Below are 25,931 nucleotides of genomic sequence, written 5' to 3'. Positions count from 1 at the left end.
AGGGTGGTTAGGTTTGCCCCCGGCTTCCAGCAACCACCCACCGGGGGTTGGCCGCTGAGCCGGGGTGGCGTGCTGGCGAGACGGCAGCGCGCACGCTCGCACCCCACCGGCAGATAGCCGCTAAGCCCACCCGGCGTGCAGGCGAGACGCGGACGCGCCCCCTCCACACCGGCCGGCAACACAGTTCAGGCACGGGCGTGCTTACCTGGCCCCCCGTTCCTCCGGGCCGCTCGCTCGCTTCTCAAACGGGCTGGAGCGGCCCTAGTCAAGGGTGGAGCGCAGCGGAATCGGCGAAGCCGACGCGACCGCAGGGAGCGCCCTTTACTCGGGCCGTGGAAGCCCGACACTGGCTGAGAAGCGAGTGGCCCAACGGCAACCAGAAAACGCCCTACCTGCACCGGCCCGTAGTTTCAGCCACGGTAATAATCTCGGGACTGCCCAGTGCCAACTCCCCCCGCCCCCAGTCGCCATACCGCTCCACGACGACAAACCCGGCCTCGCCCAGGAAGCCGTCCAGGGTATCGGTGTCGAGGAACCGCAGGGTGGTCCGGTCGACTTGAGGCCGTTCCCACTGGGCGCCTTCGAAGGTCTCGGTGAACGTCACGCGTTCCTCGCCCGCAGCCACGGACTCGACCTCGTGCCACACGCGTACGACCCCGCCCCGCCCGTCGGGAATCTCCCGCACCCGTTCCGGCGTCCACCTCTCCCACGCCCGCGCCCCCGGATTCCGCGTCTCGAACATGAACCGCCCGCCGGCCACGAGAGCGGCACGTACGGCACGTAGGGCGATCCGCAACTCCTCGTCGCCGAGCAGCACTTGGAAGGCATGCCCGGTCATGACGGCGAGTTCGAACTCGCCGTGCCACTCCCGCGCGCGTAGATCTCCGAGCACCCACTCGACGCCGGGTTCATGAGCCCGCGCCCGCACCAGCATCGCGGCTGCGGGATCGAGCCCCATCAGCCGCCCCCGATGCCCCTCCTGCCGGGCCCGCCCGAGCAACCGCCCCGTACCGCACCCGACATCGAGCACGGAATCGGCGGACATGACCAGCCCGAGACAGAAGTCGTCGCCGGGCCCCCACGGGTTGAGGGTGTCGTACAGCGCTGCGAGCGAAGGATCCGCGAACGAACGATCGACCACTGCGGCAGTGTGTCACGCCGAGCCCGGCCCGTCCGTTCATGGCGAAGGCCCGCGCCTGGGTGGGCGCGGGCCTTCGTCCCCTGGATCGGACATTCATGGGCTCGGGTCAATGGGCCGGTGAAAGTCCGTTCCTGAAGGGGGCGGCTGACTAAAGGGGTGTGTCAGGCCGCCGCCTCGGGGTCCTTGGAGAGACGGGGTGCCGGAACGGTGTCCGCCGTCTCGGGGTAGTGGCATGCGGTCAGGTGGCCCGGCTTGTTGCCCTCGACCTGTACCAGCGGCGGAGCCTCCGTCGCGCACTTCTCCGTCGCCTTCCAGCAACGGGTACGGAAACGGCAGCCCGTGGGCGGGTTGATCGGCGACGGCACGTCACCGACCAGCCGGATGCGCTCCCGGGCGGGCGTCTCGTCCACCGTGGCCTCGGGCACGGCGGACAACAGGGCCCGCGTATAGGGGTGGCGCGGGTTGCCGTACAGGTCGTCGCGGTCGGCGATCTCCACGATCTTGCCGAGGTACATTACCGCGACTCGCTGTGAGAAGTGCCGGACGATCGCCAGGTCGTGGGCGATGAACACGAACGCGATGCCGAGTTCCTTCTGGACCTTCTGGAGCAGGTTCACGACCTGCGCCTGGATCGAGACGTCCAGGGCCGACACCGGTTCGTCCGCGACGATCAGCTTCGGTTCGAGGGCCAACGCGCGGGCGACACCGATGCGTTGGCGCTGGCCGCCGGAGAACTCGTGCGGGAAACGGTTGTAGTGCTCGGGGTTGAGGCCGACGATCTCCAGCAGCTCACGGACGCGGGCCTCGCGGCCGCCGGCCGGGTTGATGTCGTTGATCTCCATCGGGCCGGACACGATCTTGCCGACCGTCTGCCGCGGGTTCAGCGAGGCGTACGGGTCCTGGAAGATCATCTGGATCTCGGACCGGATGGGCGCCAGCTGCTTGCGGCCCGCGTGGGTGATGTCCTGGCCGCGATAGGTGATCTTGCCGCCGCTCGGCTCCAGGAGCCGGGTGATCAGCCGGCCCGTCGTCGACTTGCCGCAGCCCGACTCGCCGACCAGGCCCAGGCTCTCGCCCTCGCCGACCTGGAAGTCCAGCCCGTCGACGGCCTGCACGGCGCCGACCGTACGCCGGATCGGGAAGCCGCCCTTGATCGGGAAGTGTTTGGTCAGCCCGCTGACGTCCAGGAGGGGGTTCGCGTTGCTCATGATGGGAAGTCCCGTTTCTAGTACGTCAGTTGTGCTGGGCTACGGCGAGAAGGTCGGCGAAGAGTTCCTGGCGCTGCTCGGTGGTGAGGTGGCAGGCGGAGCCCCGGCCGTCGACCACCTCCAGCACGGGCCGCTCGCTGGAGCACAGGCCGCCCTCGACCTTCTCGGCGAAGGCGCAGCGCGGGTGGAAGCGGCAGCCGGACGGCGGATTGAGCAGCGAGGGCGGCGAGCCCGGGATCGGCATCAGCGGTACGTCGACCGGTCCTTCGAGGCTCGGCATCGAGCTCAGCAGACCGAGGGTGTAGGGGTGCTGCGGGTCCGTCAGCACCTCCTTCTTGGTGCCGCGCTCCACACACCGGCCGCCGTACATCACGAGGACGTCGTCGGCGATGTCGGCGATGACGCCGAGGTCGTGCGTGATGAACACGATGGCGGTGCCGAACTCCTGCTGGAGGTCCTTCAGCAGGTCCATGATCTGGGCCTGGACCGTCACGTCGAGGGCTGTCGTCGGCTCGTCGGCGATCAGCAGTTCCGGGTCGCAGACCAGGGCCATGGCGATCATCGCGCGCTGACGCATACCGCCCGAGAACAGGTGCGGGTAGTCGTCCACCCGGACCTCGGGCTGGGGGATCCCGACCCGCTTGAGCATCTCGATCGCCCGCTCGCGGGACTCCTTCTTGGAGGCGCCGGTGTGCTTGCGGTACACCTCGCTGATCTGCTTGCCGACCGTGTGGTACGGCGACAGCGAGGCCAGCGCGTCCTGGAAGATCATGGACATCTTGTTGCCGCGGAGCCGCTCCAGCTCCCGCTCGCTCGCGGTGAGCAACTCCTTGCCGTCGAGCAGGATCTCGCCCTCGATCGCCGTACGGTCGCGGTCGTGGAGGCCCAGGATCGTCAGGTTGGTGACGGACTTGCCGGAGCCCGACTCGCCGACGATGCCGAGCGTCTTGCCCTTGGCGAGGTCGAAGGAGAGCCCGTCGACGGCCTTGACGATGCCGTCCTCGGTGGAGAAGTGGACTTTGAGATCCCTGACGGAGAGGAAGGGCTGCTGATCGGTGCTCGTCACGGAGACGCTCCTGGGGGCGATGCGGGGGGTAGGGGGTACGGGCGGAGGGTCAGGCGAGCCGGATCCGCGGGTCGATGAAGGCGTAGGCGGCGTCGACGATGATGTTGAAGAAGACGATCGCGGCGGCCGCCAGCACGGTGACGCCGAGCAGCATCGGCAGGTCGCTCTGGTTGACGGAGGTCACCGCGAGCCGGCCGATGCCCTGGAGGCTGAAGACCTGCTCGGTGATGATCGCGCCGCCGATCAGCGTGCCGAGGTCGATGCCGAACACCGTGACGATCGGGCCCATGGCGCCGCGCCAGGCGAAGCGCAGGAACACGTTCGTGCGCGAGAGGCCCTTGGCGCGGGCGGTGCGGACGTAGTCCTCGGTGAGCTGCTCGACGAGCTGGGAGCGGGCCATGCGGGTGTAGTTGGCGGTGAAGATGATCGACAGCACGATCCACGGCAGGAGCAGGCCGGAGAACCAGGAGACGGGGTTCTCGGTCAGCGGCGTGTACGAGGGCTGGTCGAGGATGCCCGCCTTGAAGACCAGGAAGTACAGCGCGATGTAGCCGACGAAGTAGATCTGGAGCGAGGAGCCGAGCAGCGACGCCGAGGTGGCGAACTTGTCCAGGAACTTGCCCTGCTTCAAGGCCGCGATCATGCCCGTGCCGACACCGAAGGTCAGGAAGATGACCGCCGAGCCGAAGGCCAGCGAGAGGGTCAGCGGCAGCCGGTCCATGATCGTGCCGAAGACGGGCTCGTTGTTGGCGAAGGAGTAGCCGAGGCACGGAGCGTTGCAGTGCCCGAAGCCGCTGTAGTCACGCCCGACGAAGATGGCCTTCAGCCAGTCCCAGTACTGGACCGGGATCGGGTGGTCGATGCCCAGGTTGTGCCGGATCTGCGCGAGCGAGGCCGGCGTGCAGTTCTTGCCGCAGGACATCATGGCCGGGTCACGCGGGACGGCGTAGAAGAGCCAGAAGGTGATGGCGCTGATGATCAGCAGAATGACCAGCGCGCCGATCGTACGGCGGACAAGGAAGCGGAACATGGGGTCAGGACTCTCCGGGCGAGGCGCCGTTGCCGGGGCGTGAGGGGTGTGGGGCCGGTGGGGGGCGGCCCGGTGAGGCCGCCCCCTGGTGGCGTGTGGCGCCTACGCCTTGGCGTAGAGCCTCGTGAGCGCGATGCCGGTGTTTCCGGCGTCGTAGACGAAGCCGCCGACCTTCGAACCGTGCATCCAGTTGCGGATGGCGTGGTAGTCCGGGACACAGGCCGCGAGTTCCATGACCTGCTTGTCGATGGCGCCCCAGGCCTTGTTGGCCGCGTCCGCGTCGGTGATCTGCGAGGCGGCGGCGATCGCCTTGTCGACGCTCGCGTTCTTCAGCTGCGCGTAGTTGCTGCGGCCGTCGCCGATGTTGTCCCCGTCCCAGCAGGGGTAGAAGACCGAGTAGCCGCCCGGCCAGTCCGGGCTCCAGCCGGCCGCGAACAGGTCGTAGGTGTTGTCGATCTTGCCGATCTGGGTGTAGAAGGTCGACTTGTCGATCTGCTTGTTGACGACCGTGAAGCCGGCCGCCTCCAGCGCGTTCTTGATCGCGACGGCCTGCTTCACCGCGTTGTCCGACGTCTGGTACGCGATGACCAGCTTCTGTCCGACCTTGCCGGCCTCCTTGAGGAGGGCCTTGGCCTTGACCGGGTCGCCGCCGGGCTTCGTGGTCTTGCCGTACAGGTCGAATTCCGTGTAACCGGGCGTCACCGGGGAGAAGATCGTGGTCGCGATCTCGCTGGTGGACGCGCCACCGCGGATGGTCTGCAACTGCTGGTTCGGCCAGGCGTAGTTGATGGCCTGGCGGACCTTGACGTCCGTGATCCGGGTGGTGTTGATCGGCCAGTAGTAGGTGACCGTGTCGACCGCGGTGAGCACCCGCTGCTTGAGCTTCGCGTTGGTGAGGACCGTGGCGATCCGCTCGGGGGCGACCTCGTTGAAGATCGACATCGTGTACTGGTCGTTGCCCTTGTCCGCTATGTAGCGGTCGGTCGAGGCCAGCAGTTCGAAGCCGAACTGGAAGAGGTACTTGTCCGGGTAGGCGTTGCGGATCGGGTCCGTCGCCGCGTCCCAGTGCTCGTTGCGGGTGTACGTCAGCGACTTGCCGACGTCGCGGGCGGAGATCTTGTACGGGCCGCAGGAGAACGGCTGCTTGTCGTACTTCTCCTTGGTGTCCTTCGACTTCTTCACGAAGGAGTACGCCCGCTCGGCGAGCGTGAAGTTGAAGTCACCGCGGGCCTCGTTGAGGCGGAAGGTGACGGTCTTGCCGTCGATCTCGATGGAGTCGAGGTTCTTGCCCTCGTAGGGGCCCTTGTACTTGTCGCCGCCCACCAGGAACTGCTGGACGTAGCGCGGGCCCTCGGTGACGAAGGAGGCGAAGAGGCGCTCGAAGGTGTGCCGGACGTCGTCCATGGAGAGGTCGGAGCCGTCCTCCCACTTGATGCCGTCCTTGATGGTGAACGACCAGGTCTTGCCGCCGTCCTTGGCCGTGCCCGCGTCCGTGGCCGCGTCGCCGACCAGGGTGGCGCCGCCCTTGGAGTCGAGCTTGTAGCCGGTCAGGCCGCGCATGATCGGCGTGGTGATGAGGATCTCGGTGGAGACGTAGATCTGGGCCGGGTCGAGGTGGTCCATGTCGAACTGGTCGAGCCCGTAGATCGTCCCGCCCTTGACCGCGCCGGCGACCTCGGGAGCCGGGCCCGTCGAGTCGGCCTTCGTACCGACCTCGATCTTGCTCTGCTTGGCCTTGCTGACCGAGGGGACCTTGCTGTTCGAGGTCGAGTTGCCGCCGCCACAGGCGGTCAGCACCGAGCTCGACGCGGCCACCACACCGGTGGCGATCATGAAGTTTCTACGGGAAAAAGACACAGTAACCCTGCCTTACGGGTGGGACGGGACCAGCCGGACGACATTGACCGGGCCGGAGATGAGAGATGGGTCAGCGCTTGGACTTCGGGTCGAGCGCGTCGCGCGCCGAGTCGCCGAGCAGGTTGAACGCCAGGACGAAGATCACCATGGCCAGGCCCGGGAAGAGCATGAAGGTGAAGTCCTGGGTGTAGAACTGGGCGCCCCGCTGGATCATGACGCCCCAGTCGGGGGTCGGGTCGATCATGCCGACACCGAGAAAGGCGAAGCCCGCCTCAGCGGTCACATAGGCCGGGAGCATGAGCGTGGACTGGATGAGGATCGGGGTCCACAGGTTGGGCAGCAGTTCCTTGAAGACGATGCGCGCCGGCGACGCCCCGGTCACCTTGGCGGATTCGACGAACTCCCGCTCGCGCAGGCCGAGTACCTGGCCGCGCAGCAGACGGGCGATCGACGCCCAGCCGAAGAAGGACATCATGATGATGAGCGTGGTGGCCCGCAGCCAGGTGGGGATGTTGTCGTCGGCGGCGACGAACAGTCCGAACACCACCGGCATGAAGGCGATGATGAACAGGGTCGAGGGGATCGACAGCACGATGTCGATGATCCGGCCGACGATGTAGTCCGTCCTGCCCCCCAGGTAGCCCGCGGTCACGCCGACCACCACGCCGACGACGGTGGTGATCAGGGTGGCGGCCAGGGCGATGCCCAGCGAGGTGCGGATGCCGTAGATCAGGAAGGTGAAGACGTCGCGGCCCAGCTGCGGCTCGATGCCGAACCAGAACTGCGAGCTCATGCCGCCGTTCGCACCCGCCGGGTACGAGAAGGCGTCGAGCAGGCTCGGGTTCTGGCTCGCGTACGTCGTGTACGGATCCTTGCCGTACAGCTTCGATATCAGGGGCGCGGCGAGCGCGATCGCGAAGAAGAACATCACGATGATCGCCGATATGACGCCCGTACGGTCCCGTTTGAAACGGCGCCACGCGAGCTGACCCGGGGACCGGCTCTCGTTGGCCTTCGAGTCGGGAGAAGTGATCGACTTCTCGACGCTCTCGTCGGTCACCTCGAGCGGGGCCGCGGATGGAGTTGGGGGGGTCATGGTGCTCCTGGCCCAAGGGAGGGTCTGATGAGACTCCGCAGGGCACTCCCCTACGGGCTACGCCGGACTTTTTCAACGCAATTCATGCAAGGTCAATAAAATCTGGGCCGACTTGGGTTTCTCTTTACCTTCTTTGCGATCTCTTGGGCAGTCCGTAGCTACGCGGGTAGCGTGCCGTGATCGATCCGTGCTTTATATCGGGCCAACTGCGCTAAACGGGCAATGAGTTCGTTATGCGGACGCCTCTGTATCGGAATACGTACACCGGGGCGTCACAATCCAACGGTTCCGCATCGCTTCGCGGTGATCCATTGTGCGCTACACGGAAGATCCTCTGAACGGACGTCAGGGGTCCCCCGAAAGGGTGGGCCCGCAGGCGATGTGCTCCTTTTCGGTCGATATTGACCGGTAACGGATCGGCATGGATCGGCTTTCCAGAGGAGGCACTCGATGCGTGGAGCCACGCACGCCAAATGGGCCGCTTGCGCGGCGGCGGTAGCCCTCGCGGCGACCGCCTGTGGGGGCGGCGGAAGCAGCAGCGGCGGCGGTGGTGACGGCAGCGCGGTGCTAAGCGCCTCCTGGGGTGACCCGCAGAACCCGCTGGAGCCGGCCAACACCAACGAGGTGCAGGGCGGCAAGGTCCTCGACATGGTCTTCCGCGGGCTGAAGCGGTACGACCCGAAGACCGGCAAGGCCGAGGACATGCTCGCCGACAAGATCGAGACCACGGACTCGCAGAACTTCACGGTCACCGTGAAGAGCGGCTGGAAGTTCAGCAACGGCGAGGCCGTCACCGCGAAGTCGTTCGTCGACGCGTGGAACTACGGGGCCAGCCTCAAGAACAACCAGAAGAACGCCTACTTCTTCGGGTACATCGAGGGCTACGACAAGGTCCACCCCGACAGCGGCTCGCAGAGCGCCGGCACGCTCACCGGGCTCAAGGTGACCGGCACGAACACCTTCACCATCAAGCTCACCCAGAAGTTCTCGACCTTCCCCGACACCCTGGGCTACGCGGCCTACTCCCCGCTGCCGTCGACGTTCTTCTCGGACCACGCGGCCTGGCTGAAGAAGCCCGTCGGGAACGGGCCGTACACCATCTCGTCGTACACCAAGGGCTCGCAGATGCAGCTCAAGAAGTGGGACGGGTACACCGGGACGGACAAGGCGCAGAACGGCGGGGTGACCCTCAAGGTCTACACCGACAACAACACCGCCTACACCGACCTGATGGCCGGCAACCTCGACCTCGTCGACGACATCCCGGCCTCGCAGCTCAAGAACGTCAAGAGCGACCTCGGGAGCCGGTACATCAACACGCCCGCCGGCATCATCCAGACCCTCGCGTTCCCGTACTACGACAAGAACTGGAACAAGAGCGGCTCGGACAAGGTCCGCCAGGGGCTGTCCATGGCGATCAACCGGGAGCAGATCACCAACACGATCTTCCAGAAGACCCGCACCCCGGCCACCGACTGGACCTCACCGGTGCTCGGCACCGAGGGCGGCTTCCAGGACGGGCTGTGCGGGGACGCCTGCAAGTACAACCCGACCGAGGCGAAGAAGCTGGTCCAGGAGGGCGGCGGGATCCCCGGCGGCCAGGTCAAGATCACGTACAACGCGGACACGGGCTCGCACAAGGAGTGGGTGGACGCCGTGTGCAACTCCATCAACAACGCGCTCGGCAACGACAAGGCGTGCGTCGGGAACCCGGTCGGCACCTTCGCCGACTTCAGGAACCAGATCGGCCAGCACAAGATGACCGGCCCGTTCCGCGCCGGCTGGCAGATGGACTACCCGCTCATCCAGAACTTCCTGCAGCCGCTGTACTACACCAACGCCTCCTCCAACGACGGCCAGTGGTCCAACAAGGACTTCGACAAGCTCGTCGACCAGGCCAACGCGGAGACGGACACGAGCAAGGCGATCAAGCTCTTCCAGCAGGCCGAGGGCGTCGTACGGGACAACATGGCCGCCATCCCGCTCTGGTACCAGAACGGCAGCGCGGGCTACTCCGACCGGCTCTCCAACGTGGCGCTGAACCCGTTCAGCGTCCCCGTCTACAACGAGATCAAGGTCAGCTGAGCCGCACCGGGGGCGGGCCCCGCGTGGCCCGCCCCCATGATCCCCGGAGCCTCCATGGGACGGTACGTAATCCGGCGTCTGCTGCAGATGATCCCGGTCTTCATCGGCGCCACACTGTTGATCTTCCTGATGGTGAACGTGATGGGCGACCCCATCGCGGGCCTGTGCGGCGACCGGCAGTGCGACCCGGCGACGGCCGCCCAGCTGAAGCGGGAGTTCGGCCTCGACAAGCCCGTGTGGCAGCAGTACCTGACCTACATGGGGAACGTCTTCACCGGTGATTTCGGGACGGCGTTCAACGGCCAGAAGGTCACCGAGCTGATGTCGACCGCGTTCCCGGTCACCATCCGGCTGACCCTCGTGGCGATCGTCATCGAGGTCGTCGTCGGTATCGCGCTGGGCGTGGTCACCGGCCTCAAGCGCGGCCGCCCGATCGACACCGGCGTGCTGCTGCTCACCCTCGTCGTCATCTCCATCCCGACCTTCGTCACCGGCTTGCTGCTGCAACTGCTCCTCGGCGTCGAATGGGGCTGGATCAAACCGTCCGTCTCACCGGACGCGACCTTCAGCGAACTCATCGTCCCCGGGCTGGTGTTGGCCTCGGTCTCCCTCGCGTACGTGACCCGGCTGACCCGGACGTCCATCGCGGAGAACAGGCGCTCCGACTACGTCCGTACGGCCGTGGCGAAGGGCCTGCCCAGGCGCCGGGTGATCGTCCGCCACCTGCTGCGCAACTCCCTCATCCCCGTGGTCACGTTCATCGGCACCGACATCGGCGCCCTGATGGGCGGCGCGATCGTCACCGAGCGGATCTTCAACATCCACGGCGTCGGCTTCCAGCTCTACCAGGGGATCGTGCGCCAGAACACGCAGACCGTGGTCGGCTTCGTGACGGTCCTCGTCCTGGTCTTCCTGGTCGCGAATCTTCTCGTCGACCTCCTCTACGCCGTACTCGACCCGAGGATCCGCTATGCCTGAGCAGCCGTTCGAACCGGAGCGCGCCATCGCCGGCACCGGCATGGGCGGCGCGATGGACCTCGCCGCGAGCGAGGCAGAGACCCTGGAGAAGACCCCGGGCGGCCCGGAAGGCACCGGCCCGGCGGGCAAGCCCCGCTCCCTCTGGTCCGACGCCTGGCGCGACCTGCGCCGCAACCCCGTCTTCATCCTCTCCGCGCTCGTCATCCTCTTCCTGGTGGTCATCTCCCTCTGGCCGTCCCTGATCGCCTCGGGCAACCCCCTCAAGTGCGACCTCGCCAAGGCCCAGGAGGGCTCCCAGCCGGGCCACCCCTTCGGCTACGACGGCCAGGGCTGCGACGTCTACACGCGCACGGTCTACGGCACCCGTACGTCGGTGACGGTCGGCGTGCTCGCCACGCTGGGGGTCGCGGTCTTCGGGTCGGTGCTGGGCGGGCTCGCGGGCTTCTTCGGCGGGATCTGGGACTCGATCCTGTCCCGCCTGACGGACATCTTCTTCGCGATCCCGGTGGTCCTGGGCGGTCTGGTGCTCCTATCCGTGGTGACGAGCAACACGGTCTGGCCGGTCATCGGGTTCATGGTGCTGCTCGGCTGGCCGCAGATCTCCCGGATCGCCCGCGGCTCGGTCATCACCGCCAAACAGAACGACTACGTCCAGGCGGCGCGAGCCCTCGGCGCCTCCAACTCCCGCCTCCTGCTACGGCACATCACTCCGAACGCGGTCGCCCCGGTGATCGTCGTCGCCACCATCGCGCTCGGCACCTACATCTCGCTGGAGGCGACCCTGTCGTACCTCGGCGTGGGCCTGAAGCCGCCCACGGTCAGCTGGGGCATCGACATCTCGGCGGCCTCCCAGTACATCCGCAACGCCCCGCACATGCTGCTCTGGCCCGCCGGAGCCCTGGCGATCACGGTCCTCGCGTTCATCATGCTCGGCGACGCGGTGCGCGACGCCCTCGACCCGAAGCTGAGGTGACCGGCGTCATGCTGCTCGAAGTGCGGGACCTGCACGTGGAGTTCAGGACCAGGGACGGGGTCGCCAAGGCCGTCAACGGGGTCAACTACAGCGTGGACGAGGGGGAGACCCTCGCCGTGCTGGGGGAGTCGGGGTCCGGGAAGTCCGTGACCGCGCAGGCCGTGATGGGGATCCTCGATGTGCCGCCGGGGAAGATCACCGGCGGGGAGATCCTCTTCCGGGGCAAGGACCTGCTGAAGTTCAAGGAAGAGGAGCGGCGGAAAGTTCGCGGCGCCGAGATGGCGATGATCTTCCAGGACGCGCTGTCCTCGCTCAACCCCGTGCTCTCCGTGGGCGATCAGCTCGGCGAGATGTTCATCGTGCACCGGGGGATGTCCCGAAAGGACGCGCGCGCCAAGGCAGTTGAGCTGATGGACCGGGTACGGATCCCGGGTGCCGCGCAGCGCGTCCGGGACTATCCGCACCAGTTCTCCGGCGGGATGCGCCAGCGCATCATGATCGCCATGGCGCTCGCCCTGGAGCCCGCGCTCATCATCGCCGACGAACCCACCACCGCCCTCGACGTCACCGTCCAGGCCCAAGTCATGGACCTGCTGGCCGAGTTGCAGCGCGAGCTGCACATGGGGCTCATCCTCATCACCCACGACCTCGGAGTCGTCGCGGACGTCGCCGACAAGATCGCCGTGATGTACGCGGGCCGGATCGTCGAGTCGGCCCCGGTCCACGACATCTACAAGGCCCCCGCACACCCGTACACGCGCGGCCTGTTGGACTCCATCCCGCGGCTGGACCAGAAGGGCCAGGAGCTCTACGCCATCAAGGGCCTGCCGCCCAACCTCATGCACATCCCGCCCGGCTGCGCCTTCAACCCGCGCTGCCCGATGGCCCAGGACGTGTGCAGGACCGACGAACCCGAGCTGTACGAGGTGGACCAACACCGGGGCAGCGCCTGCCACTTCTGGAGGGAGTGCCTCAATGGCTGAGTCGATCCTGGAGGTTGAAGGACTCGTCAAGCACTACCCGTTGACCCAGGGCATCCTCTTCAAGAAGCAGGTCGGTGCCGTCAAGGCCGTCGACGGGGTGGACTTCACGCTCAACAGGGGCGAGACCCTCGGCATCGTGGGCGAGTCCGGCTGCGGCAAGTCGACCGTCGCCAAGATGCTGGTCAACCTGGAGCGGCCGACCGAAGGGTCGATCAAGTTCAAGGGCGAGGACATCAGCCGGATGTCCGGCAAGGAACTGAAGGCCGCTCGGCGCAACATCCAGATGGTGTTCCAGGACCCGTACACCTCCCTCAACCCCCGTATGACGGTGGGCGACATCATTGGGGAGCCGTACGAGATCCACCCCGAGGTGGCGCCGAAGGGCGACCGGCGCAAGCGGGTTCAGGATCTGCTGGACGTGGTCGGGCTCAACCCCGAGTACATCAACCGGTATCCGCACCAGTTCTCCGGCGGCCAGCGCCAACGCATCGGCATCGCACGGGGGTTGGCGCTGCGCCCCGAGGTGATCGTCGCCGACGAACCCGTCTCCGCGCTCGACGTGTCCGTCCAGGCCCAGGTCATCAACCTCCTCGACCGCCTCCAGGACGAGTTCGACCTCTCGTACATCTTCATCGCGCACGACCTGTCGATCGTCCGCCACATCTCGGACCGGGTCGGGGTCATGTACCTCGGCCGGATCGTGGAGATCGGCAAGGACGAGGAGATCTACGACCACCCGACGCACCCGTACACCCAGGCGCTGCTGTCCGCCGTGCCCGTGCCCGACCCCGACGCGCGCGAGCACCGGGAGCGGATCATCCTCGCGGGTGACGTGCCGTCGCCGACGAACATCCCGTCCGGGTGCCGCTTCCGCACCCGCTGCTGGAAGGCGCAGGAGCGCTGCTCACTGGAGGTGCCGCTGCTCGCGGTGCCCGCGGAGTTCCGGCTCGCGAGCGGGCCCGCCGCGCACGACTCGGCCTGTCACTTCGCCGAGGAGAAGACGGTCGTACCGAAGGAGGAGACCCCCGAAGCGACCCCGGACGATCTTGCGGATGGGGCGGAATAACCCCACAAACAGGTATCAACCGCGTTAACACGCAGGCAACTCCGCCGACCCGGTCTCGATATACGGACGCGTCAATCTGAATGACGTACGGCCGTGCGGGTGCCGTAAACGGACCGGGGCGCGCCATGTCGCCCCGGTCCGTTGCCCTTTTTTGCGCCTAAACCGGCGCCGCTCTCGCGGACCTGGCTGATGCTTCGTCGTGGTTCCTCAATTGATGGCTGCGGTGGTCCGTGGAGTACTACCGCCCGACCAGGCCGAGAGCGCGCCGCAGGAAGTCCACTTGGAGCAGCAGGAGGTTCTCCGCGACCTGCTCCTGCGGGGTCATGTGCGTGACGCCCGACAGCGGCAGCACCTCGTGCGGGCGGCCGGCGGCCAGCAGTGCGGAGGAGAGCCGCAGGGAGTGCGCGACCACCACGTTGTCGTCGGCGAGGCCGTGCACGACCATCAGCGGGCGCTGCGGGTCGGCGGGTGCCGACAGCCCGTCGTCCGTCACCAGGCTGCTCTTCGCGTACGACTCCGGGTCCTTGGCCGGGTCGCCCAGGTACCGCTCCGTGTAGTGGGTGTCGTAGAGCCGCCAGTCGGTGACCGGGGCGCCCGCGATGCCCGCGTGGAAGACGTCCGGGCGGCGGAGTACGGCCAGCCCCGCGAGCCAACCCCCGTACGACCAGCCGCGGATGGCCACCCGGGAGAGGTCGAGCGGGTGGGACTTCGCGAGGTCCTGGAGGGCGTCGATCTGGTCGTCCAGGGAGACCGTGAAGTCGCGGTGGACGGCCTTCTCCCAGGCCGGTGAGCGGCCCGGGGTGCCGCGGCCGTCGGCGACGAGGACCGCGAAACCCTGGTCGGCGAACCACTGCGAGGTGAGGTGGGCGTTGTGCGCGGCGACCACGCGGGGGCCGTGCGGACCGCCGTAGGGGTCCATCAAAACCGGAAGGGGACTGCTGCCGTCGTAGTCCTGTGGCATAAGCAGGGCGCACGGGACGCGCCGTGCGCCCCCCTCGGTGAACGTGATGCGCGGGGACAGACCGGGATCTTCGGCGTACGACGCGATCGGCACGGTCTTCTTGCCCGCGCGCAGCACCTGGACCTGGGTGCCCGGCCGGTCCGGTACCGCCGAGATCAGCACGGTCACGCCCCCGGCGCGGACCGCCGAGTGCACGCCGGGCTCCTGCGAGAGGCGCTCCAGGCCGAGTTCGTTGACGCGGTAGACGTGCACCTCGCCGGTCTCCGGGGCAGGCGCGTCCTCGCCCGCCGAGGCCGAGACCAACACGTGGTCGTCGGAGACGTCCAGCACCGCGCGGACGTGCAACTGCGGTCCTGTGAGCAGGCGTTCACCCACCGCGAGCACCCGGGCGCCACCCTCGTCGGCGATCCGCACGAGCCGTCCCGAAGGGCTCCAGCACGGCACGCCAGGGAAAAGATCAAGCCAAATTGGATCTTCGTCGGCATGCACCATCCGGGTCGCCCCCGAGTCGGGCTCCACGGCGAGGAACAGCTGGCTGCGCTGGTCCCGGGCCTGCACGAGCAGCAGCGGCGCACCCGCCGCTGACCAGTGCACTCGCGCCAGATACGGGTACCGGGCGCGGTCCCAGACGACCTCCGTGCGCGTCCCGTCGAGCCCGATCACGTACAGCCGCACGTCCGCGTTGGCCGTGCCCGCAGCCGGGTACGCGACCCGCTGCGGCTCGCGCTCGGGGTGGGCCGGGTCGGCGATCCACCAGCGCTGGACCGGCGTGTCGTCCGCGCGCGCGACCAGCAGCCGATCCGACTCCGGCGACCACCAGAAGCCGCGCGTACGGCTCATCTCCTCGGCCGCGATGAACTCGGCCAATCCATAGGTGACTTGGTCCGACTCCGGCTCGGCGAGCGCCCGGTCACCGTCACCCTCGGCTCCTACGACGCGCAGGGCGCCGCCCGTGACGTAGGCGATGTGCTGTCCGTCGGGGGAGGGGCGGGGGTCGATCACCGGTCCCGGGACCGGGAGTTCGCGTGTTGTACCGTCCCGCAGCTCGGCCGTGAAAAGCCGCCCTGACAAGGCGAAAGACGCCAACTCGGCCTCGCTGTCGGTGGCGTAGCCGATGATCCCCGCGCCGCCCTCGCGGGTGCGTTCGCGGCGGGCCCGCTCCTCGGGGGAGAGGTGTTCCGAGGCGCCGCCCAGGAGGGCGCGCGGGTCGGCCGCCACGCGCTCCTCGCCGGCCGCCGGATCGAGGACCCAGAGCGCGTTCGCCCGGTCCGTGCCGGACGGGGAGCGCAGGAACACGACCCGGGAACCGTCAGGTGACACGGTGAACGCGCGCGGCGCGCCGAGCGTGAACCGCTGGGTACGGGCGTGCCGTCGGGGGAAGGAGTCAGCCTCGGTCGTCATGCCCCGACCATATTGGCCATGCGCCCCCTTGTGCGGCTGTGCGCCGAGCGATGCGCGAGCGCGGATAGTTATGATCACTAGCGCTGCGTGGGTATGAACCTGCTGGCTCCTGTATGGATTTGCTCTACCGATTTGCGCTACGGATCCACCCCATGGATCCATTGCCCCCATAGTCCGACCCCCCTAGTCCCTGGGATCATTGGAGGTGAGCCGCCGTGGCACTCTCGATTTCGGCGGTGGTGCTGCTGGCGATCGTCGTCTTCCTTCTGGTCAAGAAATCAGGGCTGAAGGGCGGGCACGCGGTCGTCTGTGTCCTCCTGGGGTTCTATCTGGCCTCGTCGACGATCGCGCCCACGATCAGCGATCTCACGACGAACATCGCGAGCATGATCGGCAGCATCAAGTTCTGACGGCTCGCCTTTAGGGTGGGTCCATGACGGAACTGCCAGCCCGTCGTCTGCTGCTGGTGCACGCGCACCCGGACGACGAGTCGATCAACAACGGCGCGACGATGGCCAAGTACGCGGCCGAGGGTGCCCACGTGACGCTGATCACGTGCACCCTCGGAGAGCGCGGCGAGGTCATCCCGCCCGCGCTGCGGCATCTGTCGGGCGCCGGACTGGCCGAGGAGCGGGAGCGCGAGCTCACCGCCGCCATGAAGGCGCTCGGGGTCACGGACCACGGCTTCCTGGGCGGCCCCGGCCGGTATCGGGACTCCGGGATGATGGGTACCTCGGACAACGACGACCCCGGCTGCTTCTGGCGGGCCGACGTCGACGAGGCCGCCGGACACCTCGTCGAGGTGATCCGTGAAGTGCGTCCGCAGGTTCTTGTCACCTACGACCCCGACGGCGGCTACGGCCATCCCGACCACATCCAGGCCCACCGCGTGGCCATGCGCGCGGCCGAACTCGCCGCCGACGCCGGGCAGTTGATCGCCAAGGTCTACTGGAACCGCGTGCCCCGGACCGTCGTAGAAGAAGGCTTCGCGCGGCTGCGTGACGCGTTGCCGGAGCTGCCCTTCGCCGAGACGGCCGCCGTGGACGACGTGCCGGGTGTCGTGGACGACGGGCGGATCACCAGCGTGATCGACGGCAGCGCGTACGCCGCCGCCAAGACCGCCGCGTTGCGCGCGCACGCCACGCAGGTCGAAGTGGCCCCGGACGCACCGTACTTCGCGCTGTCGAACGACCTCGCGCAGCCGGTGTTCACCACCGAGTACTACGAGTTGGTCCACGGGGTACCCGGTGGGGCGCCCGAGACCGACCTCTTCGAAGGGCTGGGCCTGTGATGAGCGCCACCAACGGCGGGAGTCTGCTCGCGCAGCCGCTGCAACGGCCGTCCGCACTGCGGGTGTTGGCCTACCTCGGGCTCTTCGTGCTCGGCGCGGCCGTCGGGGCGGCGGGGGCGCTGGTGCAGGCCGCGTGGTTCCCGGGCGGGCTGCTGCTCGCGCTCGTGGGAGCGGGCGGGCTCTTCCTCGGCGGGGCGAGAGCGACCGAGGGCCGGGGTGGTGCCGTGGCGCCCGCCGCGGGCTGGATGGTCGCCGTCATCCTGCTCACCGCCAGCCGTCCGGAAGGTGACTTCCTGTTCGGCGCGGGTGTCGGTTCCTATCTCTTCCTGCTCGGCGGGATGGCCGTAGCTGTGATCTGTGCCACGTTGGGTTTGGGGCGGCAACCAAGCAGCCCTGACGTCCGACTTGGCAAGTGACGTACCACTTCGCGGTGACGCGCGCGTGCGAGTCCGGTGTGGGTTTCCCCAGCGGTCGTGGGATACCGCCAAGAAGTGGCCAGTATGGTGGTGCGCGCCGCCGAGTCGCCCGTGGGTGTCGGGCGGCGGAGCCAACCGGGAGAACTTGCCTTGAGTCGTGAAACTGACACTCCGTCCTCCGGGCCCGACGGGCGCGGCGGAGCCGCTTACCCCTCGGGGACCCCGCCGTACGGGACGCCCGCGGCTTCCGACGACCGTACGGATGCGGGGCGTTCGGCCGCGCAGCCGGACGAACGCAAGACCGAGACGACGCTGACGACCCGGATCCGGATCAACATCCCCGGTTCGCGGCCCATTCCGCCTGTCGTCGTGCGCACGCCCGTCGCGGACGCAGGGTCCGGCGACGGATCCACGACCGCCGAGGTGCAGCTGCCGAGTTCCGCGCTGCCCACCGGCGGCGTCGCCGAGCCGTCCGCCGAACTCGCGCTGCCCGGCGCCGAGGAGAAGACCAGCGACTGGTTCGCACCCCGCAAGTCCGGCCCCGCGAAGGGCGGTCAGGGCGGTGGCGGCACCAACGGCGCCGGAATTCCGGGTGGTTCGGCCGCGGGCACCCCGAGTGCGCCCGCTGCCGGTGCCCCCGGTGCGGGCCGGCCGGGTGCCGGTCGTCCCGGTGGTGTGGTCGGCGGCATGAGCGTGACGGGCGCCGCCCGGCAGGCCGCCGCGAACGGCGGCACGAACGGCGCCGGAATCGGCGGCGCCACCGGAGCCGGACCCGTCGCCCCCGGACACGGCGGCGGCACGGGTTCCTTCGACGTGACCGAAGCCCTGGCGGCCGGCAACGGACCGCGCCCGAACGGCGGCGGCCCCAACGGCGGCCCCGCCGAACCGCGCCGGGACGACCTGCCGTACTTCTCGGACAACGGGCAGCAGGGCGGTTACCCCGGGCCCAACGGCCAGGGCGGACAAGGTGGTTACCCCGAGCCGAACGGCCCGGGCGGTTTCCCCGGGGGCAGTGGTCCCGGCGGGCGGGCCGAGCAGTTCCCCGGCCCGAACGGCCAGGGCATGGGTCCCGGAGGCCCGGGCGCTCCCGGTGGTCCGGGTGGACCCAACGGTTTCAACGGCCCGAACGGGCGCGGCGGCCAGGGCGGTCCCGAAGGCCCCGCGGGCCCGACCGGCGGTCCGGTCACCGGCAACGGCCTGATGCTCCCGTCCGGCCCCATGGGCGGAGCACCGGGCGCGCCCAGCACGCTGAGCGGGTACGCGGACGGGCCCGGAGCGGGCGGCACGAACGGTGCCGGTGGGCCTGGTGGTCCCGGCGCTCCGGGTGCGGGTTCCGGCCGGCACGGCGGCGGTCGCGGCAGGGGGCCTGGCGGTCCCGGCACGGGTCCTGGTGGTCCCGGCGCTCCCGGCATGGGACCCGGAGGCCCCGGCATGGGCCCCGGCGGCGCGAGCATCCCCGGCATGATCCCCGGCGGCGGTCTCAGCGACGACACCGCGATCCTCACCCCGCAGAAGCCGGCCCCCGAACCCGGTGGCCCCGGCTACGGCGCCCCCGCCGACCAGGTCTCCGGACACACCGTCACCAGCGGGATGCCGGTCGTCCCGGGTGCGGGCAACTCGCCGTTCGGCCCGGGCACCCACCCCGACGGGCCGCTGCCGCACACGCCCCCGAAGCAGCCCGAGCCCGGTGCGGCGCAGAGCGCGCCCGCCGCGGCCAAGAACACCGGCAAGAGCGCCAAGAAAAAGAAGAAGGGCCGCAGCAAGCTGGTCCTGCTCTGCGTCGGCGTGATCGTCATCGGCGGCGGCGCCTACTGCGCGGGCCTGCTGATGAACCACACCGACGTGCCCAAGGGCACCACCGTGCTCGGCGTCGACATCGGCGGCAGCACCCGTGACGGCGCCGTCAAGAAGCTCGACGACGCGTTCGGCGGCCGGGTGGACAAGCCGCTGAAGCTGTCGGTCGGCGGCAAGACGGTCTCGCTCAAGCCGGACCAGGCGGGGCTCCAGTTCGACACCGCGGCCACGGTCAGCGCGGCCGCCACCAGCGACTACAACCCGGTCTCCGTGATCGGCTCGCTCTTCGGCCAGCACCGGGTCGTCGCCCCGGTCATGCCGGTCGACGAGGAGAAGCTCGCCGCCGCCCTCTCCGACCTCGGCGGCGGCTCCGGCTCCGGCGCGGTGACCGAGGGCACGATCCAGTTCACCTCCGGCAAGGCCGTGGCCGTCTACGGCAAGGCGGGCAAGGCCATCGACGCGGCCGCGTCCACCCAGGCCGTCGAGGAGGCGTACCGCACCCAGGTGGAGACCGGCACGGCCGGCGCGATGACCGTCCCGACGACCACCAAGCAGCCGACGGTCTCGAACGCCGAGGTCGACCGCGAGATGAAGGCCTTCGCGGAACCCGCGATGTCCGCCCTCGTCACGGTCAAGACGGACACCGGCGTCTCGCTGCAACTGAGCCCGAACAAATCCCTGTGGAAGTTCCTCAAGGTGAAGGCGGTCAACGGCAAGCTGACCGACAGCCCCGACCTGAACGCCCTCCAGACGCTCTACGGCAGCCTCTTCGACGGCGTGAAGATCACCCGGGCCACCGGCCAGAAGACGGCCGTCACCCCGCAGGACGTCTACGGCGCCCTGCGCCAGGCCCTCATCAGCAAGACCAACCGGGTCGGGACCATCGTCACGAACCCCAGCTAGCGCACGACGACCGCACGAAGGGGCACCCGGCACAGCGCCGGGTGCCCCTTCCCCGTAGGACATCCGCCCCCGCCCATGACATCTGTCATGCGGCACACCGGACCGCCGACACTGCCGGGCACCCGCCCCCGGCGGCCACGATGGGTGGCATGACGACAACAGCGGGGACCGCCACCACAGCGGTGGTCGGGTTCGACCAGGTGAGCAAGAGCTACGGCGAGGTCCGGGCCGTGGACGGGCTGTCGCTCGTGCTGCACCCGGGGGAGACGGTGGCCCTGCTGGGGCCGAACGGGGCCGGGAAGTCGACCACCCTCGATCTGCTGCTCGGCCTCAAGCAGGCCGACACCGGCAAGGTCGAGGTCTTCGGGACCAGCCCGCGGGACGCCATCGTCGCCGGGCGGGTGGGCGCGATGCTGCAGAGCGGCGGGCTGATGGACGAGGTCACGGTCGCCGAACTGGTCCGGCTGGCCTGCGACTTGCACCCCAAGCCGTACAAGGTCGCGGACGTGATCGCCCGCGCGGGCATCGCGCAGATCGCCGACCGCAAGGTCAACAAGCTCTCCGGCGGCCAGGCCCAGCGCGTCCGCTTCGCGCTGGCGACCGCGGGCGACAGCGACCTGATCGTCCTCGACGAGCCGACCACCGGCATGGACGTCACCGCCCGCCAGGCCTTCTGGGCGACCATGCGCGAACAGGCCGACCAGGGCCGTACGGTCCTCTTCGCCACCCACTACCTCGAAGAGGCCGACGCCATCGCGGACCGCGTCCTGGTCCTGCACCGCGGCCGCCTGCTCGCGGACGGCACCGCCGCCGAGATCAAGGCGAAGGCCGGCGCCCGCAAGGTCGCCTTCGACCTGGAGGGCGAGATCGACGAGGCGCCGATCCGTTCCCTCCCCTTCCTGACCTCTGTCGACATCAGCGGCTCCACGATCCGCATCCAGTCCACCGACGCCGACGCGACCGTCCACGCGCTCTACGGCCTCGGCGTCTACCCCCGCAACCTCGAAGTCGCCGGGCTCGGCCTGGAGCAGGCCTTCGTCGCCATCACCGCCGCCGAGGAGGCCAAGCAGTCATGAACAGCCTGATCAAACTGGAACTCACCCGCGCCCTGCGCAACCGCAAGTTCCTGTTCTTCTCGGTGATCTACCCCTCGGCCCTGTTCCTGCTGATCGCGGGTAGCGCAGGCAGCACCGACAAGATCGACGGCACCGGCCTGACGGTCGCGACCTACATGATGGTCTCGATGGCCTCCTTCGGCGCCCTGACCGCCGTCCTGATGGGCAACAGCGAGCGCATCGCGAAGGAGCGGGAGAGCGGCTGGGTACGGCAGTTGAGGCTCACCACACTGCCCGGGCGCGGCTATGTGATCGCGAAGACGGCCAGCGCCGCGGTGGTCAGCCTGCCCTCCATCATCGTGGTCTTCATCGTCGCCGCGACCGTGAAGGACGTACGGCTGGACGCCTGGCAGTGGCTCGCGCTGACCGGCGCGATCTGGGCCGGGAGCCTGGTCTTCGCCGCGCTCGGGGTGGCCATCGGGTACATGGCGAGCGGGGACGCGGTCCGCCCGATCACGATGATCACGTACTTCGGACTGTCGATGCTGGGCGGCCTGTGGATGCCCGCCACGACGTTCCCCGACTGGCTGCAGTCCATCGCGAAGTGGCTGCCCACCCACGCGTACGCTGCCCTCGGCCAGGCGATCGAGCAGAGCCAATCGCCGCACGCCAAGGACGTCACCCTCCTCGTCGTCTACTTCGCCCTGTTCGCGGGCGGGGCGGCCTGGCTGTACCGGAAGGACACGCTGAAGGCGTGAGCGCGATGACCGAAGACCCGCTGCCGGAGAAGGCCAGGGTGGAGCGGCTGATCCGGATCGGACAGCCGCCCCGCGACCGGGGCGAGATGCTGCGCAAGCTGGTGTGGATCCTGCCCTGGCTGGTCTTCCTCGGCTCCCCCGCGCAGGACCTGCTGGCCGACCACCACACCACCGCGGCCACGACGGCCGGCTGGGTGGGCCTGGTGGCGTTCACCGGGATCTACCTGGCGGTCGTCTTCCGCACCATGGGCCGCCCCTACTCCGGCTGGCTCGTCGGCGCCATGGTCGCCGTCCTGTGGGTACTGGCGGTGGCCCTGACCCTCTCCCTCGGCCACGCCTGGCTCGGCCTCTTCGTCTACGTCTCCGTCACCTGCGGGGTCACCCTCCCGCTGCTGGCCGCGTACTGGACGATCCCGCTGACGACGGCCGCGATGATGCTGGCGGGCTGGTTCGTCGACGACCTGGACGACGCCTGGGGCCTGTTCCTGATCGTGCTCCTTGTGGGCTACTCCATGACGGGCGTACGGCAACTGGTGCGCACGACGGTCGAGTTGCGCAAGGCGCGGGCCACAGTCGCCCAACTGGCGGCGAACGAGGAGCGGTTGAGGCTGGCCCGAGACCTGCACGACCTCCTCGGCCACTCCCTCTCCCTGATCACCCTGAAGAGCGAACTGGCCGGCCGGATGCTCCCCGACCACCCCGACAAGGCGGCCCAGCAGGTCACCGACATCGAACAGGTCAGCCGCCAGGCCCTGGTGGACGTCCGCGAGGCGGTCACCGGCTACCGCCGCCCGCGCCTGGCCGGCGAACTGGCGGGCGCCCAGGTCGCGTTGACAGCGGCGGGAGTCATCGCGGACCTCCCCGCCGAACCGGACCTGACGACGGTGACCGAAGACAGCGAGTCGGCCCTGGCCTGGGCCCTGCGCGAGGCGATCACCAACGTCGTACGGCACAGCGGCGCCCAGCGCTGCGTGGTCGAACTGGTCCGACGCCAGACGCTGGACGGCCCGATGCTGGAACTCTCCGTCGAGGACAACGGCGCGGGCGGCTCAGGCAAGGGCCCCGGCAACGGTCTGACCGGCCTCACCGAGCGCCTGGAGAAGGCCGGCGGCTCCCTGGAGACGACCCGCCTCAAACGCGGCTTCCGGCTGGTGGCACGGGTGCCCGCCGACGCCCCGGCCGCTGTGACGGACGTAGGATCGCCCGCATGAGCCGCACGATCAAGGTCCTCCTCGCCGAGGACCAGTCGATGGTCCGCGAGGCACTGGCCGCACTGCTCGGCCTGGAGGACGACATCGAGGTCGTCGCCCAAGTCGCCCGCGGCGACGAGGTGTTGGAGGCGGCACGGCAGCACGCCGTGGACGTGGCCCTCCTCGACATCGAAATGCCGGGCTGCACGGGGATCGAGGCGGCGGCCCAGGTCCACAAGGCACTCCCCGGGGTGAAGCTGGTGGTCCTGACGACCTTCGGCCGCCCCGGTTACCTCCGTAGCGCGATGGAAGCGGGCGCCGACGCCTTCCTGGTGAAGGACGCCCCGGCGGCCCAACTCGCCGAAGCGGTACGGAAGGTGCTCGCGGGGGAGCGGGTCATCGACCCCACCCTCGCGGCAGCGGCCCTGGCGGAGGGCGCGAACCCTTTGACCGACCGCGAGCGCGAGGTGCTGCGGGCGGCGGCGGACGGTTCTACGAATGCGGAGCTGGCCAAGGCCTTGCACCTGTCACAGGGCACGGTCCGCAACTACCTGTCGACAGCGATCCAGAAGCTGGCGGTCAGGAACAGGGCGGAGGCGGTACGCATCGCGAGAGAGAAGGGTTGGTTGTAATCGCAGGCCAGGCCGATCTCCCTAGGGGCGCGGGGAACTGCGCGACCAGCCCCAACGCGCCTTCAGACGCAAGACGACCGTAGCCCCAACGGCGAATAGCCGAAGGTCAGTTCAACATGGCCCGAGCCGAAGAAGCCTGCCCCCGCACCCGATCCGCCGCAGGTTCATCCACGGCAGCCACCACCTCGGCATAGGCATCCAACTCGGCCGCCCCGGTGAGGAAATCCCCCCGCTGAACCAGCAGTTGAGCCCGCTCGTACCGCAACTGCGCGGGGTGCGAAGGCAACAGCAACGCCAACTCCACAGCCCACAGGGCAACTTCGGACCGCTCAGGCCGAGCCGCCGCCCACGCCCGGATGTTGTTGAGAACCCGCACAACCACATCAAGGGGCTCCGCGGGCACCAGCATGGAAGGCCGCACCGTCGCCCCCACCAACAACTCCGCATCACCCCCGGACAACACCCGCCCCCCATCGAACGGATCGGCCAGCACCCGCTCGTCCCCCGCCCCGAACCCCACCACGAAATGCCCCGGCAACCCGACCCCGTACACCGGCGCCCCCGCCCGCCGCGCAACCTCCATCCACACCACGGACAACAGGATCGGCAACCCCCGCCGCCGCCGAAGCACTTCGTGCAGCAGCGAGGACTCCAACCGCTGATAGTCACCGGCCGAACCCCGGAACTCGAACCGCTCGCCCAGGAGTTGGCGCAACGCGCTAGCCCAGGCAGCGGGCCCGCCGGGGCGATACGGCACCTGCCCGGCCAGCCGGTCCAACTCCACCTGCACCGAGTCGATCCCGGCGTCGTCCAGCCCCCCGTCCGCCGCGGCCCCCACCAGCAGACACAGCGTCGCGAGATCGGGCCGCTCGGCCCGAGCCTCCTCGGCGAACAACTGCCGCACCTCGGCGGCCCGTTCAGCCGAAGGAGGGCAGGGCGAAGACGCGGCGAACTCGAACCCGAACCCGTTCACGACGAACCGTCGCGGTAGTGGTGATAGGCGTGATGCGCGGAGAACCCCATCCCGGCGTACAACGCCCGCGCCCCCACGTTCTCCGCCTCGACCTGCAGCCACGCGGCCGAAGCCCCCTCCTCCAGCGCCCGCGAGGCCAGCGCGGCCATGACGACCGACCCCAGCCCCCGCCGCCGTAGCGCGGGGTCCACCTCGACCGCGGCGAACCCGGCCCACCGCCCGTCGACGACACACCGCCCGATGGCCGCGGGTTCGGCCCCCTCGCCGGGCACCGTCGCGAACCACACCGAGGGCCCGCTCCCGAGCACCTTCAGGGCCACCTCGCTCACCCCCTTGCGCTGATAGCGGGCCAGCCACGCCTCGTCGGCGGACCGGGACAGCTCGACCCCGGAGGCGTCCGCGCGGTCCGCGACAGGGGCCAGCGCCCCTACCCACAGCTCGGCGGTGACCTCACGGGTCCAGCCGCGCTGTTCCAGCTCGGCGCAGAGCAGCTCCTGCGTGCCCTCGGCACCCGTGGCCGTCTGGACGTACGCGGGCAGGCCCCGGTCGCCGTACCACCGTCGTACGGCGGTCAGGGCCTCGTCGAGGGGCAGGCCGGGATCGCCGAGCGGCAGGACGGAGTTGGCGCGGCGGGTGAATCCGGCGGCGGCGCGCAGCTCCCACGCGCCGAGCCGCTCGCTCTCCACCGGCCACCACGCGCGCGAGGAGACACGGGCCAGCTCCGGGTAGGTGGCGGACGGTCCCCGCCGACGGGCCGGAGCGGCCGGCACGACCTTGCCCGCGACCAGCGAGGATTCCGAAATACGGACGGACTCCCCACCCTTCCGTGTGATCGTCAGCACACCGCTGTCCCATGATGTGAGAACACCCACCGTGTCGGTGAACTTCTCCGTCGTGTCTTCGGTATCTGTCAAGCGCCTGACAGACACCCGTTTGCCCACGTCAGCAGCGGTGATACGAACCTCAAGACGCCCAGCCGCAGAGATTTCCACAGGTCAGTTCACCCCTCCTGTATGGATCACGCCCCGGAACGGAGATACTAGGTGCGGGCATGGACGACGCCGCGCTCCCGCG

General features: G+C 69.1%; 22 protein-coding genes. 13 read left to right on the top strand and 9 right to left on the bottom strand.

What is annotated here, in order from left to right:
• Positions 1–388: 388 nt before the first annotated feature.
• The 6 genes from OO69_RS45100 to OO69_RS45075 all read right to left on the bottom strand — a co-directional run bounded on the left by OO69_RS45100 (position 389) and on the right by OO69_RS45075 (position 7,398).
• Positions 389–1,141 carry a class I SAM-dependent methyltransferase gene (locus tag OO69_RS45100; protein ID WP_033286823.1) on the bottom strand — a complete coding sequence of 251 codons (753 nt, stop codon included), beginning with the start codon at positions 1,139–1,141 and terminating at the stop codon, positions 389–391.
• A 161-nt stretch (positions 1,142–1,302) separates the two neighbouring features.
• Positions 1,303–2,349 carry an ABC transporter ATP-binding protein gene (locus OO69_RS45095; protein WP_033286822.1) on the bottom strand — a complete coding sequence of 349 codons (1,047 nt, stop codon included), beginning with the start codon at positions 2,347–2,349 and terminating at the stop codon, positions 1,303–1,305.
• Between the two features lie 25 nt (positions 2,350–2,374).
• Positions 2,375–3,415 (bottom strand): ABC transporter ATP-binding protein, encoded by a 1,041-nt coding sequence (locus OO69_RS45090; RefSeq protein WP_033286821.1) that lies wholly within the window; start codon positions 3,413–3,415, stop codon positions 2,375–2,377.
• Between the two features lie 49 nt (positions 3,416–3,464).
• Positions 3,465–4,445: an ABC transporter permease gene (locus OO69_RS45085; protein WP_033286820.1), complete on the bottom strand. Its 981-nt coding sequence runs from the start codon at positions 4,443–4,445 to the stop codon at positions 3,465–3,467.
• 102 nt (positions 4,446–4,547) lie between these two features.
• Positions 4,548–6,278, bottom strand: a complete 1,731-nt coding sequence (locus OO69_RS45080; protein WP_234444697.1) for an ABC transporter substrate-binding protein — start codon at positions 6,276–6,278, stop codon at positions 4,548–4,550.
• Positions 6,279–6,372: 94 nt separating this feature from the next.
• Positions 6,373–7,398, bottom strand: a complete 1,026-nt coding sequence (locus OO69_RS45075) for an ABC transporter permease (RefSeq protein ID WP_199811159.1) — start codon at positions 7,396–7,398, stop codon at positions 6,373–6,375.
• Between the two features lie 450 nt (positions 7,399–7,848).
• Between OO69_RS45075 and OO69_RS45070 the strand changes: the two genes are divergently transcribed.
• Genes OO69_RS45070 through OO69_RS45050 form a run of 5 tightly spaced genes read left to right on the top strand, consistent with a single transcriptional unit; the run spans position 7,849 to position 13,483 of the window.
• Positions 7,849–9,483 carry a peptide ABC transporter substrate-binding protein gene (locus tag OO69_RS45070; RefSeq protein WP_033286817.1) on the top strand — a complete coding sequence of 545 codons (1,635 nt, stop codon included), beginning with the start codon at positions 7,849–7,851 and terminating at the stop codon, positions 9,481–9,483.
• Between the two features lie 54 nt (positions 9,484–9,537).
• Positions 9,538–10,461 (top strand): ABC transporter permease, encoded by a 924-nt coding sequence (locus tag OO69_RS45065; protein ID WP_033286816.1) that lies wholly within the window; start codon positions 9,538–9,540, stop codon positions 10,459–10,461.
• Positions 10,454–11,434: an ABC transporter permease gene (locus OO69_RS45060; RefSeq protein ID WP_033286815.1), complete on the top strand. Its 981-nt coding sequence runs from the start codon at positions 10,454–10,456 to the stop codon at positions 11,432–11,434. Before OO69_RS45065 ends, OO69_RS45060 begins: the two co-directional genes overlap by 8 nt.
• 8 nt (positions 11,435–11,442) lie before the next feature.
• Complete coding sequence (locus tag OO69_RS45055; protein WP_033286827.1) at positions 11,443–12,417, top strand: ABC transporter ATP-binding protein; 975 nt, start codon at positions 11,443–11,445, stop codon at positions 12,415–12,417.
• Positions 12,410–13,483: an ABC transporter ATP-binding protein gene (locus tag OO69_RS45050; protein WP_033286814.1), complete on the top strand. Its 1,074-nt coding sequence runs from the start codon at positions 12,410–12,412 to the stop codon at positions 13,481–13,483. The genes OO69_RS45055 and OO69_RS45050 overlap by 8 nt, the downstream gene beginning before the upstream one ends.
• A gap of 238 nt (positions 13,484–13,721) precedes the next feature.
• On the opposite strand, the gene OO69_RS45045 is transcribed toward OO69_RS45050, so the two are convergent.
• A complete protein-coding gene (locus tag OO69_RS45045; RefSeq protein ID WP_033286813.1) occupies positions 13,722–15,845 on the bottom strand; it encodes a S9 family peptidase in 2,124 nt (707 codons plus the stop codon).
• A 215-nt stretch (positions 15,846–16,060) separates the two neighbouring features.
• Between OO69_RS45045 and OO69_RS45040 the strand changes: the two genes are divergently transcribed.
• From OO69_RS45040 to OO69_RS45005, 8 genes are all read left to right on the top strand, one after another.
• Entirely contained in the window at positions 16,061–16,255 is a 195-nt protein-coding gene (locus OO69_RS45040) for a hypothetical protein (protein ID WP_019058412.1), read from the top strand.
• 23 nt (positions 16,256–16,278) lie between these two features.
• Complete coding sequence (gene mshB / locus OO69_RS45035; protein WP_033286812.1) at positions 16,279–17,136, top strand: N-acetyl-1-D-myo-inositol-2-amino-2-deoxy-alpha-D-glucopyranoside deacetylase; 858 nt, start codon at positions 16,279–16,281, stop codon at positions 17,134–17,136.
• The gene (locus OO69_RS45030) at positions 17,136–17,552 is read left to right on the top strand and encodes a DUF6113 family protein (RefSeq protein WP_033286811.1); all 417 of its coding nucleotides are present in this window, start codon (positions 17,136–17,138) and stop codon (positions 17,550–17,552) included. The genes mshB and OO69_RS45030 overlap by 1 nt, the downstream gene beginning before the upstream one ends.
• A gap of 150 nt (positions 17,553–17,702) precedes the next feature.
• Positions 17,703–20,249, top strand: coding sequence for a hypothetical protein (locus tag OO69_RS52250; protein ID WP_033286826.1), 2,547 nt, complete (start codon positions 17,703–17,705; stop codon positions 20,247–20,249).
• A gap of 149 nt (positions 20,250–20,398) precedes the next feature.
• Positions 20,399–21,325, top strand: coding sequence for an ABC transporter ATP-binding protein (locus tag OO69_RS45020; RefSeq protein WP_033286810.1), 927 nt, complete (start codon positions 20,399–20,401; stop codon positions 21,323–21,325).
• Positions 21,322–22,062 (top strand): ABC transporter permease, encoded by a 741-nt coding sequence (locus tag OO69_RS45015; protein WP_033286809.1) that lies wholly within the window; start codon positions 21,322–21,324, stop codon positions 22,060–22,062. Before OO69_RS45020 ends, OO69_RS45015 begins: the two co-directional genes overlap by 4 nt.
• Positions 22,059–23,273, top strand: a complete 1,215-nt coding sequence (locus OO69_RS45010) for a sensor histidine kinase (RefSeq protein WP_420707966.1) — start codon at positions 22,059–22,061, stop codon at positions 23,271–23,273. Before OO69_RS45015 ends, OO69_RS45010 begins: the two co-directional genes overlap by 4 nt.
• On the top strand, positions 23,270–23,884 hold the full coding sequence (locus tag OO69_RS45005) for a response regulator transcription factor (protein ID WP_033286808.1): 615 nt from the start codon (positions 23,270–23,272) through the stop codon (positions 23,882–23,884). The genes OO69_RS45010 and OO69_RS45005 overlap by 4 nt, the downstream gene beginning before the upstream one ends.
• A 106-nt stretch (positions 23,885–23,990) precedes the next feature.
• Here OO69_RS45005 and OO69_RS45000 read toward each other — a convergent pair whose 3' ends face one another.
• Positions 23,991–24,857, bottom strand: coding sequence for a transglutaminase-like domain-containing protein (locus OO69_RS45000; RefSeq protein ID WP_033286807.1), 867 nt, complete (start codon positions 24,855–24,857; stop codon positions 23,991–23,993).
• The gene (locus OO69_RS44995; protein ID WP_033286806.1) at positions 24,854–25,849 is read right to left on the bottom strand and encodes a GNAT family N-acetyltransferase; all 996 of its coding nucleotides are present in this window, start codon (positions 25,847–25,849) and stop codon (positions 24,854–24,856) included. The genes OO69_RS45000 and OO69_RS44995 overlap by 4 nt, the downstream gene beginning before the upstream one ends.
• Positions 25,850–25,931 lie beyond the last annotated feature (82 nt).

The organism is Streptomyces sp. NRRL F-525 (assembly GCF_000716605.1).
Classification (GTDB): domain Bacteria; phylum Actinomycetota; class Actinomycetes; order Streptomycetales; family Streptomycetaceae; genus Streptomyces.
The sequence above is the reverse complement of the archived record's forward strand: the minus strand, read 5'-3'. Positions and strand labels throughout refer to the sequence as shown.

Bases quoted from the DNA above. Each gene is read 5' to 3' on its own strand.
- OO69_RS45095 (WP_033286822.1), bottom strand. From the start codon at position 2,349: ATGAGCAACGCGAACCCCCTCCTGGACGTCAGCGGGCTGACCAAACAC.
- OO69_RS45085 (WP_033286820.1), bottom strand. From the start codon at position 4,445: ATGTTCCGCTTCCTTGTCCGCCGTACGATCGGCGCGCTGGTCATTCTG.
- OO69_RS45080 (WP_234444697.1), bottom strand. From the start codon at position 6,278: ATGATCGCCACCGGTGTGGTGGCCGCGTCGAGCTCGGTGCTGACCGCC.
- OO69_RS45075 (WP_199811159.1), bottom strand. From the start codon at position 7,398: ATGACCCCCCCAACTCCATCCGCGGCCCCGCTCGAGGTGACCGACGAG.
- OO69_RS45070 (WP_033286817.1), top strand. From the start codon at position 7,849: ATGCGTGGAGCCACGCACGCCAAATGGGCCGCTTGCGCGGCGGCGGTA.
- OO69_RS45065 (WP_033286816.1), top strand. From the start codon at position 9,538: ATGGGACGGTACGTAATCCGGCGTCTGCTGCAGATGATCCCGGTCTTC.
- OO69_RS45060 (WP_033286815.1), top strand. From the start codon at position 10,454: ATGCCTGAGCAGCCGTTCGAACCGGAGCGCGCCATCGCCGGCACCGGC.
- OO69_RS45055 (WP_033286827.1), top strand. From the start codon at position 11,443: ATGCTGCTCGAAGTGCGGGACCTGCACGTGGAGTTCAGGACCAGGGAC.
- OO69_RS45050 (WP_033286814.1), top strand. From the start codon at position 12,410: ATGGCTGAGTCGATCCTGGAGGTTGAAGGACTCGTCAAGCACTACCCG.
- OO69_RS45045 (WP_033286813.1), bottom strand. From the start codon at position 15,845: ATGACGACCGAGGCTGACTCCTTCCCCCGACGGCACGCCCGTACCCAG.
- mshB (WP_033286812.1), top strand. From the start codon at position 16,279: ATGACGGAACTGCCAGCCCGTCGTCTGCTGCTGGTGCACGCGCACCCG.
- OO69_RS45030 (WP_033286811.1), top strand. From the start codon at position 17,136: ATGAGCGCCACCAACGGCGGGAGTCTGCTCGCGCAGCCGCTGCAACGG.
- OO69_RS45020 (WP_033286810.1), top strand. From the start codon at position 20,399: ATGACGACAACAGCGGGGACCGCCACCACAGCGGTGGTCGGGTTCGAC.
- OO69_RS45015 (WP_033286809.1), top strand. From the start codon at position 21,322: ATGAACAGCCTGATCAAACTGGAACTCACCCGCGCCCTGCGCAACCGC.
- OO69_RS45005 (WP_033286808.1), top strand. From the start codon at position 23,270: ATGAGCCGCACGATCAAGGTCCTCCTCGCCGAGGACCAGTCGATGGTC.